Source organism: Streptomyces sp. NPDC001617 (assembly GCF_053596855.1).
Genome location: NZ_JBSFHA010000058.1, coordinates 62,545 through 72,227, shown reverse-complemented (window position 1 = coordinate 72,227; position 9,683 = coordinate 62,545). Strand labels below are relative to the sequence as shown.

The window sequence follows — 9,683 nt, the reverse complement described above, 5'->3', positions numbered from 1 at the left end:
CGCCCGGTTACATTCCGAACCCGGAAGCTAAGCCTTACAGCGCCGATGGTACTGCAGGGGGGACCCTGTGGGAGAGTAGGACGCCGCCGAACAATTATTCCAAGGGTTGGTCCCGGAACTTCCGTTCCGGGACCAACCCTTTTTTGTTCTGCGTCACTTGAAGTTCACGTTGCGCAACAACCATCCGCAGTATGGGTACTGCTGCAATGCTCAGGGCCGCCGGCGTCGGACTCGGTGACGAGGTCGTCGTGCCGGCCTTCGGGAACGTCGAGCTCGCCGAGGCCGTTGCCATGGCCGGGGCGCTGCCGGTCTTCGCCGACATAGACCCGGTGACGTACTGCCTCGACGCGGCCACCGTGGAGGCCGCCGTAACTCCGCGTACGGCGGCCGTCGTTGTCGTACACCGCTTCGGACGGCCTGCGGACATCGCGCGGTTGCACGGGGTCGGGCAGCGGCACGGGCTTCTGGTGCTGGAACAGGGCGAGTCCGAGGCGCCGTACGACGAGATTGCCCAGCGGCGGGAGCGGGCGGCCTATCTCGACGCCAAGTTGCGAGGCGTGCGCACGCCCGATGGCGGCGATGGGCACACCTACCAGCAGTACGTCGTGCGGGTGCCGGGGAATGGGCGGCCCGATCGCGATGCCTTCGCACGGGCCGTGCGGGCTCGGGGAGTTGAGTGCCGGGTGCCGGTGAAGACTCCCGTGCACCGGCTGCCGGAGTTCCGTCGGTGTGTTTCGCTGCCGGAGACCGAGCGGGCGGCCGACGAAACCCTTGCGCTGCCGGTCGATGCTGCGCTGACGAAGCGGGACATGCAGCGGATCGTGGGTGCCTGCAACGCGCTGGGTGGGCTGCTGCAGCCGGCCTTCTGAGCGTGGTTGGGAACACGCGTATGTTCGGGGTATGATCTATTCCGTTGCCGCGGGGGAAGCCCCCGAAAAGGCAACAGGCCCCCTTAGCTCAGTCGGCAGAGCGTCTCCATGGTAAGGAGAAGGTCAACGGTTCGATTCCGTTAGGGGGCTCAGCCAAAAGGCCCCGCCCATCCGGGCGGGGCTTTTTTCATGCCCTTTTTCGATCCTGCGGTCAGTCCTTGTGGAGGCCGGGGACACGCATGGCCAGGATCGCCATGTCGTCGGAGGGGGCGTCCGACGCGAAGCGCTCCACGGCGCGCATGATGCGGGCCGCCACCGCGCCGGCGGTAAGGCCCGTGCACGTCGTGAGGACGTCGGTGAGGCCGTCGTCGCCCAGCATGCGCGTGCCCTCGCGGCGCTCCGTGACGCCGTCCGTGACGCACAGGAGGACGTCGCCGGGGTCGAGGGTGACCGTCTGCTCGTAGAGCTCCAGGTCCTCCATGACGCCGAGGAGCGGCTGGGGTTCGGCGGCTGGTTCGACCGTGCCGTCCTGGCGCAGGCGGAGAGGGAGCGGGTGGCCGGCGCAGACCACCTTGAGCTCCGCGCTGCCGTCCTCCTGGGGGCGCATCTCGCCGTAGAGCAGGGTCAGGAAGCGGCTGCGGGCGCCCTCGTCGAGAATGGCCGAGTTCAGCCGCTCCAGGACCGCCGGGCCGCTGAGGCCCTCGCGGGCGAGGAGGCGCAGGGCGTGCCGGGCCAGGCCGGTGACCGCCGCCGCGTTCGGGCCCGTACCGCAGACGTCGCCGATGGCGAAGCCGTAGGCGCCGTCGCTGATCGGGAAGACGTCGTAGAAGTCGCCGCCGACCTCGTTGCCCTCGCCGGCCGCGCGGTAGATGACCTCGACCTCGACGCCGTCGATCTGGGGGAGTTCGGGCGGCAGGAGGCTGCGCTGGAGGGACTGGCTGATGGCCGTGCGCTCCGAGTACAGGCGGGCGTTGTCCAGGGCCAGGGCTGCCCTGCGGCTCAAGTCCTCGGCCAGTTCCAGGATTTCCTGGCGGAAGTGTTCGTCGGTGGGCTTGCCCAGCGTCAGCATGCCGATGACGCGGTTGCGGGCGACCAGGGGGAGGACGACCGTCTCGCCGCCCACGGCGGACGCTGTGGCGAGCGTGGGGCCGATGCCGGAGGCGACCTGGTGGGTGGGGCCGCCGGCCAGGCCGAGGCTGCGCATGGAGCTGCGCAGGGCCGCCTGGTGGGCCACCTCGCCGGGGGCCGACCAGACGCGGGCGCCGGGGGTGGGGACCGGGTCCGGCGGGGGCACCTTCGAGAGCAACGACTTGATGCCGTCGATGAGTTCCTCGTCCTCGTGCAGGACGTACGACAGGTACGGCTCCGAGGCCTGGTCGGCGATCGTGTAGACCGCGCACCAGGTGGCGAGGGTGGGCACCGTCATCTGGGCCATCAGGGCCAGGGTCTGGTCGCGGTCGAGGGTGCCGGCGAGAAGGTCGGACGCCTCGACCAGGAAGCTCAGCGAGCCTCTGCGCAGGCGTTCGAGTTCGCCCAGGCGGGCCGACTCGACGGCCAACGCGATGCGGTCCGCCGCGAATTGGAGGCGCAGGGCCTCTTCGTTGGAGTATCTGCCCGGGGATTCGGCAGCGACGCCCAGAGAGCCCGTGAGGCGGCCCTCGACCTTGAGGGGGACCGTGACGACCGAGCGCATGCCGGTGCCGCTCAGGAGCGGTACGGCGCCCGGGACGGCCGTCAGGTCGTCGTGGACCGCCGGCATGCGGGCCGAGCCGTAGCGGCCGGGGCCCGCTTCGACGGGCACGCGTGCGAAGCGCTGTCGGGCGGACGGGAGGCCGGTGGAGGCGCGGACCTCCAACTCCGTCTCGTCGTCCGTCGCGAGGAGCAGGAAGGCCGAGTCGGCGTCGAGCATGTCGCGGGCGCGCTCCACCGTGCGCTGGAGGAGGCCGTCGAGGTCGTCCGGGGCGGGGGAGCCGATGAACACCTCGAACGGGTCGGTGTTCTGGCCGTCGGAGGAGGTCGCCGAGTCGGAGGCCGGCACCCGCAACGGGGTCTGCAGGACCGCCCGTTCGTGGTCCCGGACCAGGAGGCAGACCGTGGAGGGCTCCCCGCCGGTGTCGCGGACGCGGAGGTGGGAGGCGTAGACCGGTGTGACGCGGCCGTTGGCGCCCCTTACGCCGTAGCTGCCCTCCCAGCGGGAGAGTTGGAGCGCTTCTGCGATGCCGGTGCTGGTGCCGGGCGTGTGCGGCCAGGCGGCGAGATCGGTAAGAGGCTTTCCAATCACCTGTTCGGACCGGTAGCCGAAGAGTTCCTCCGCGTCCTCGTTCCAGGACGTGATGGAGCCCGTGCGGTCGATCTGGACGACCGCTACGCGCACCCTGCCGTCGGCGAGCGGGAGCAGGTCGGCGGGGAGGGAGGGGCCTGCCGCGCGGGTGCCCACGGAGCGCTGGGGGAGGTCGAGTTGGAACCAGACCTGCTTGTGCGTGGGTGTGTAGTCGACGCCCCAGCGGGCGGCCAGCGCCGCGCACAGCTGGAGTCCGCGGCCGCCCTCACGGTCGGGGCTGCCCATGGTGGAGGGGTGGCCCTGGAGGGGGATCTCGCGTTCCGGGTAGTGGTCGGCGACTTCGATGCGGACGCCGTCGTCGGTGCGCAGGCACAGGACGTCGGCGGAGGTGCCGGCGTGTACCACGGCGTTGGTCACCAGCTCGCTGGTGAGCACGACGGCGTCGTCGACGATGTCGGCGAAGCCCCAGCCCTGGAGGGTGTCGCGGACGAAGGAGCGGGCAGTCGCTACCGATCGCCCGACGGGCTCGAAGCTGGCGGCCGCGCGCGCGGTGATCACAGAACTCCTCGGCCTGTTGTCGACGTGCAGGGCTCCGTGGCCGACGGGCTCGCCCCGCTGATGCGGCATGTGCGCGCCCGTCGGCCGGTCCGGGGGCTGTCCCCCGGGGATCAGTCCGGTGGTCATGTGTCCGGCCGCCCCTCCGATGCCCGCTCGTTCTCGTACCACCGCCCAGGCCGGACGGACCGGCGCGGCTGGACAGCCGCATGCAAGGTTACTTACCTTCGACGGCCGTGCGGATGCCGGTCTGCAGTGTTTCCGCCCAGAGGGTGTGCGGACGATGTGCGAAGCTGCCGAACTGTTATGGCCGGGTTCAGGCAGGGTGAAACACTGGGCAAGCTTCTTGTGAAGGTCCGGGCAGGCCGAGTGACTTCCGCGTACAGCGGGCAGCAGCCCGTGGTGCGCCCTGGTATATCCGGCAGAAATGCACAGCAGTACCTGGTACGCCCGATGGTGGTACCGGAGCACAGCAGTAACGGTCGACCCCTGCGGGAGGGACAACGTGGAGTCTGGCGCAGCGACGCGGGCCACTAAGACGCGCGCGAAAGGCGGACAGTCCCTGAACAACCAGCGCAATACGCGCGGCGGGACCACGACGGTGGACACGGCTGCTCTGAACCGGCTGATGGCGGCCCTCGTGTCGATGCGGGACGGGAACTTCCGCAAGCGGCTCACGGTGTCCGGGGACGGCGTGATGTCGGAGATCGCCGCGGTCTTCAACGAGGTGGCCGACCGCAATCTCCATCTGACGGGCGAGCTGTCGCGTGTGCGGCGCATGGTGGGCCGCGAGGGCAAGCTCACGGAACGCCTGGAGACGGGCGCCTACGAGGGTTCCTGGGCGGCTGCCATCGATGCCTCCAATGCCCTCGTGGACGACCTCGTACGGCCCGTCTCCGAGGTCGGCCGGGTGCTCTCCGCGGTCGCCGAGGGTGACCTGTCGCCGCGCATGGAGCTGCGGACGCAGGCGTCGGACGGGACCGGACATCCGCTGCGCGGCGAGTTCCTCAAGGTCGGGCGCACTGTAAACAACCTCGTCGATCAGTTGTCGACGTTCACCGACGAGGTCACGCGTGTGGCCAGCGAGGTGGGCACCGAGGGCAAGCTCGGCGGACAGGCACGCGTGCGTGGCATGTCGGGTTCGTGGAAGGACCTCACGGACTCGGTCAATACGATGGCGTATCGGCTGACGGCGCAGGTGCGGGACATCGCCCTGGTGACCACCGCGGTGGCCAAGGGTGATCTCTCCCGCAAGGTCACCGTGCACGTCGCCGGCGAGATGCTGGAGCTGAAGGAAACCGTCAACACGATGGTGGACCAGCTCTCGTCCTTCTCGTCGGAGGTGACCCGAGTCGCCCGCGAGGTGGGCACCGAGGGCGAGCTCGGCGGACAGGCGCAGGTGCCCGGTGTGGCCGGCGTGTGGAAGGACCTCACCGATTCGGTGAACCTCATGGCCGGCAACCTGACGGCCCAGGTGCGCGGCATCTCCCAGGTCACCACGGCGGTCGCCAACGGCGATCTCTCGCAGAAGGTCACCGTTTCGGCGCGCGGCGAGGTCGCGCAGCTCGCGGACACGATCAACCAGATGACCGAGACGCTGCGGATCTTCGCGGACGAGGTCACACGCGTGGCCAACGAGGTCGGTGCCGCGGGACAGCTGGGCGGTCAGGCGAACGTGCCCGGTGCGGCCGGTACCTGGAAGGACCTGACCGACTCCGTCAACACGGTGTTCAGGAACCTGACCATTCAGGTGAGGGACATCGCGGCCGTGACGACGGCCGTGGCCAACGGTGACCTCTCGCAGAAGGTCACCGTCAATGTGGCCGGCGAAATGCTGGAGCTGAAGAACACCGTCAACGGGATGGTGGACCAGCTGCAGTCCTTCGGTTCCGAGGTCACGCGTGTGGCGCGCGAGGTCGGCGTCGAGGGTGAGCTGGGCGGTCAGGCGCAGGTGCCCGGTGCGGCCGGCACCTGGAAGGACCTGACCGACTCCGTCAACACCGCGTTCCGCAACCTCACCGGGCAGGTGCGCAACATCGCCCAGGTGACGACGGCAGTGGCCAACGGTGACCTCTCGCAGAAGGTCACCGTGGACGTCTCCGGTGAGATGCTCCAGCTGAAGAACACCGTGAACACCATGGTGGACCAGCTGTCGGCCTTCGCCGACCAGGTGACGCGGATGGCCCGGGACGTGGGCACCGAGGGGCGCCTGGGCGGTCAGGCGGACGTGCCGGGCGTCGCCGGCACGTGGAAGGAACTCACCGACTCCGTCAACGGAATGGCAGGAAACCTCACTGCCCAGGTGCGCAACATCGCCCAGGTGACCACGGCGGTCGCCCGGGGTGATCTGTCCCAGAAGATCGACGTGGACGCGCGCGGGGAGATCCTGGAGCTGAAGAACACCATCAACACGATGGTGGACCAGCTCTCCGGGTTCGCCGACCAGGTGACCCGGGTGGCCCGTGAGGTGGGCACCGAGGGCCGTCTGGGCGGTCAGGCACAGGTGCCCGGCGTCGCCGGTGTGTGGCGGGACCTGACCGACTCCGTGAACGGAATGGCAGGAAACCTCACTGCCCAGGTGCGCAACATCGCCCAGGTCGCCACGGCGGTCGCCCGGGGTGATCTGTCCCAGAAGATCACCGTGGACGCGCGCGGGGAGATCCTGGAGCTGAAGAACACCCTGAACACGATGGTGGACCAGCTGTCCTCGTTCGCGGAGGAGGTCACCAGGGTCGCCCGTGAGGTGGGTACCGAGGGCCAGCTCGGCGGTCAGGCCGAGGTGCAGGGTGTCTCCGGCACCTGGAAGGACCTCACCCAGTCCGTGAACTTCATGGCGAACAACCTGACCATCCAGGTGCGCAACATCGCCGAGGTCACGACCGCGGTCGCCAAGGGCGACCTGTCCAAGAAGATCACCGTCGACGCGAAGGGCGAGATCCTCGAACTCGTCACGACCGTCAATACGATGGTCGACCAGCTGTCCAGCTTCGCCGAGCAGGTGACCCGGGTGGCCCGCGAGGTGGGCACCGAGGGCATCCTGGGCGGCCAGGCGCACGTTCCGGGTGTCACGGGCATCTGGAAGGACCTCAGCGGCAACGTGAACCTGATGGCCAAGAACCTGACCATGCAGGTGCGCAACATCTCCCAGGTCGCGGCGGCCGTCGCCAACGGCGACCTGACCCGGACGGTGACGATCGAGGCGCGTGGCGAGGTGGCGCAGCTCGCCGACACCTTCAACACCATGGTGAAGACGCTGAGTTCGTTCGCGGACCAGGTCACCAAGGTGGCCCGCGAGGTGGGCACGGACGGGATCCTCGGCGGTCAGGCGCACGTGCCGGGAGTGGCCGGTACGTGGAAGGACCTCACCGAGTCCGTGAACCAGATGGCGTCCAACCTGACCGGGCAGGTGCGCAACATCGCCATGGTCACCACGGCCATCGCCAAGGGCGATCTGACCAAGAAGATCGACATCGACGCCCGCGGCGAGATCCTCGAACTGAAGACGACGATCAACACGATGGTCGACCAGCTGTCGTCCTTCGCCGAGGAGGTCACCCGAGTCGCCCGCGAGGTGGGCACGGAAGGCCAGCTCGGCGGTCAGGCACGCGTGCGTGACGTGGACGGCACCTGGCGCGACCTCACCGAGTCCGTGAACGAAATGGCAGGAAACCTCACTCGGCAGGTGCGCGCCATCGCGCGCGTGGCGACCGCGGTGACCCGAGGCGACCTGAACCTGAAGATCGACGTCGACGCGTCCGGCGAGATCCAGGAACTGCAGGACTACATCAACAAGATGATCGCCAACCTGCGCGACACCACGATCGCCAACAAGGAGCAGGACTGGCTCAAGGGCAACCTCGCCCGTATCTCGGCGCTGATGCAGGGCCGACGCGACCTGCAGGACGTGGCCTCGCTGATCATGAGCGAGCTGACCCCGGTGGTCTCCGCGCAGCACGGCGCGTTCTTCGTGGCGATGACGCCCGTCGACGGCAAGGACCTCAGCGCCGAGGGCGAGGACTCGTACGAACTGCGCATGCTCGGGTCGTACGGCTACTCGATGGGCTCCATGCCGACGTCGTTCCGGCCGGGTGAGGCGCTGATCGGGACGGCCGCCGAGGAGAAGCGCACGATCCTGGTGGAGAACGCGCCCAGCGGCTATCTGAAGATCTCCTCCGGCCTCGGCGAGGCGCCGCCCGCGCAAGTGATCGTCCTCCCGGTGCTGTTCGAGGGGAAGGTGCTCGGCGTCATCGAGCTGGCCTCCTTCACTCCCTTTACGCAGATCCAGAAGGACTTCCTCAACCAGATCGCCGAGATGATCGCGACCAGCGTCAACACCATCTCCGTCAACACCAAGACGGAACTGCTGCTGAAGCAGTCGCAGGAGCTGACCGAGCAACTCCGAGAGCGTTCGGCCGAGTTGGAGAACCGGCAGAAGGCCCTCCAGGCGTCCAACGCCGAACTGGAGGAGAAGGCCGAGCTGCTGGCCCAGCAGAACCGCGACATCGAGGTGAAGAACACCGAGATCGAGGAGGCGCGGCAGGTCCTGGAGGAGCGTGCCGAACAACTCGCGGTCTCCATGCGCTACAAGAGCGAGTTCCTCGCCAACATGTCGCACGAGCTGCGCACGCCGCTCAACTCGCTGCTGATCCTGGCCAAGCTGCTCGCGGACAACGCGGACGCCAACCTGACTCCGAAGCAGGTCGAGTTCGCCGAGACGATCCACGGCGCGGGCTCCGACCTGCTCCAGCTGATCAACGACATCCTCGACCTGTCGAAGGTCGAGGCGGGCAAGATGGACGTCTCCCCGACGCGTATCGCGCTCGTCCAGCTCGTCGACTACGTGGAGGCCACCTTCCGGCCGCTGACCGCGGAGAAGGGCCTGGACCTGTCCGTACGGGTCTCTCCGGAGCTGCCCGCCACACTGCACACGGACGAACAGCGCCTCCTGCAGGTGCTGCGCAACCTGCTGTCCAACGCGGTGAAGTTCACCGACTCCGGGGCCGTCGAGCTGGTCATTCGGCCCGCCGGCCGGGAAGTTCCGGTGGCGATCCGGGAACAGCTCCTGGAGACCGGTTCGATGACCGATCCGGACGCGGACCTGATCGCGTTCTCGGTGACCGACACCGGTATCGGGATCGCCGCCAGCAAGATGCGGGTGATCTTCGAGGCGTTCAAGCAGGCCGACGGCACGACCAGCCGCAAGTACGGCGGTACGGGCCTGGGGCTGTCGATCTCCAGGGAGATCGCCCAGCTGCTCGGCGGTGAGATCCATGCGCAGAGCGAGCCGGGACGCGGCTCGACGTTCACGCTGTATTTGCCGCTGCACCCCAGCGAACTGCCGCCGCAGGGTTACCAGCAGCCTGTGGCGGCCCTCGGAGCCAGCGACCTGGTCGCCGCCGCCGATCTGTCCCAGCTCTCCGAGGTGGAGATCGAGACGCCGGCCGAGGTGCGGTCGTACCAGCAGGCCCAGAACGGCGCCGCGGCGCTTTTCAGGCGCCGTCGCAGGAACGGTCTGGACGCCGACCGGGGCCCGGGCGCGGCGGAGCAGTGGTCGGCCGGTGAGCAGGCCGCGGCGCCACAGCATCGGGGCATCCGGTTCGGCGGGCAGAAGGTGCTGATCGTCGACGACGACATTCGCAACGTGTTCGCGCTGACCAGCGTCCTGGAGCAGCACGGACTGTCCGTGCTGTACGCCGAGAACGGCCGCGAGGGCATCGAGGTCCTGGAGCAGCACGACGACGTGGCGGTCGTCCTGATGGACATCATGATGCCCGAGATGGACGGGTATGCGACGACCACGGCGATCCGCAGGATGCCACAGTTCGCGGGCCTGCCGATCATCGCCCTGACGGCGAAGGCGATGAAGGGCGACCGGGAGAAGGCGATCGAGTCGGGCGCCTCCGACTACGTGACCAAGCCGGTCGACCCCGACCACCTGTTGGCGGTGATGGAGCAGTGGATGCGGGGCGAGTGACGGG

The 9,683-nt window shown here is 68.6% G+C and carries 3 protein-coding genes, 1 tRNA gene and 1 rRNA gene; 4 read left to right on the top strand and 1 reads right to left on the bottom strand.

What is annotated here, in order from left to right; all coding sequences use genetic code 11:
* From rrf to ACWC09_RS34815, 3 genes are all read left to right on the top strand, one after another.
* Positions 1–92, top strand: a 5S ribosomal RNA gene (rrf, locus tag ACWC09_RS34825); the annotation flags it as partial.
* Between the two features lie 114 nt (positions 93–206).
* The gene (locus tag ACWC09_RS34820) at positions 207–869 is read left to right on the top strand and encodes a DegT/DnrJ/EryC1/StrS family aminotransferase (protein WP_450854931.1); all 663 of its coding nucleotides are present in this window, start codon (positions 207–209) and stop codon (positions 867–869) included.
* A gap of 77 nt (positions 870–946) precedes the next feature.
* Positions 947–1,019: transfer RNA gene (locus tag ACWC09_RS34815), tRNA-Thr, on the top strand.
* Positions 1,020–1,080: 61 nt separating this feature from the next.
* Here the strand turns inward: ACWC09_RS34815 and ACWC09_RS34810 are convergent.
* Positions 1,081–3,834: a SpoIIE family protein phosphatase gene (locus ACWC09_RS34810; protein ID WP_450854928.1), complete on the bottom strand. Its 2,754-nt coding sequence runs from the start codon at positions 3,832–3,834 to the stop codon at positions 1,081–1,083.
* 376 nt (positions 3,835–4,210) lie between these two features.
* Between ACWC09_RS34810 and ACWC09_RS34805 the strand changes: the two genes are divergently transcribed.
* Positions 4,211–9,679, top strand: coding sequence for a HAMP domain-containing protein (locus tag ACWC09_RS34805; RefSeq protein WP_450854927.1), 5,469 nt, complete (start codon positions 4,211–4,213; stop codon positions 9,677–9,679).
* The last annotated feature ends 4 nt before the right edge of the window (positions 9,680–9,683 follow it).

What these genes read in the sequence shown, in the direction of transcription:
- ACWC09_RS34820 (WP_450854931.1), top strand. Translation starts at nt 207, where the DNA reads ATGCTCAGGGCCGCCGGCGTCGGACTCGGTGACGAGGTCGTCGTGCCG.
- ACWC09_RS34810 (WP_450854928.1), bottom strand. Translation starts at nt 3,834, where the DNA reads ATGACCACCGGACTGATCCCCGGGGGACAGCCCCCGGACCGGCCGACG.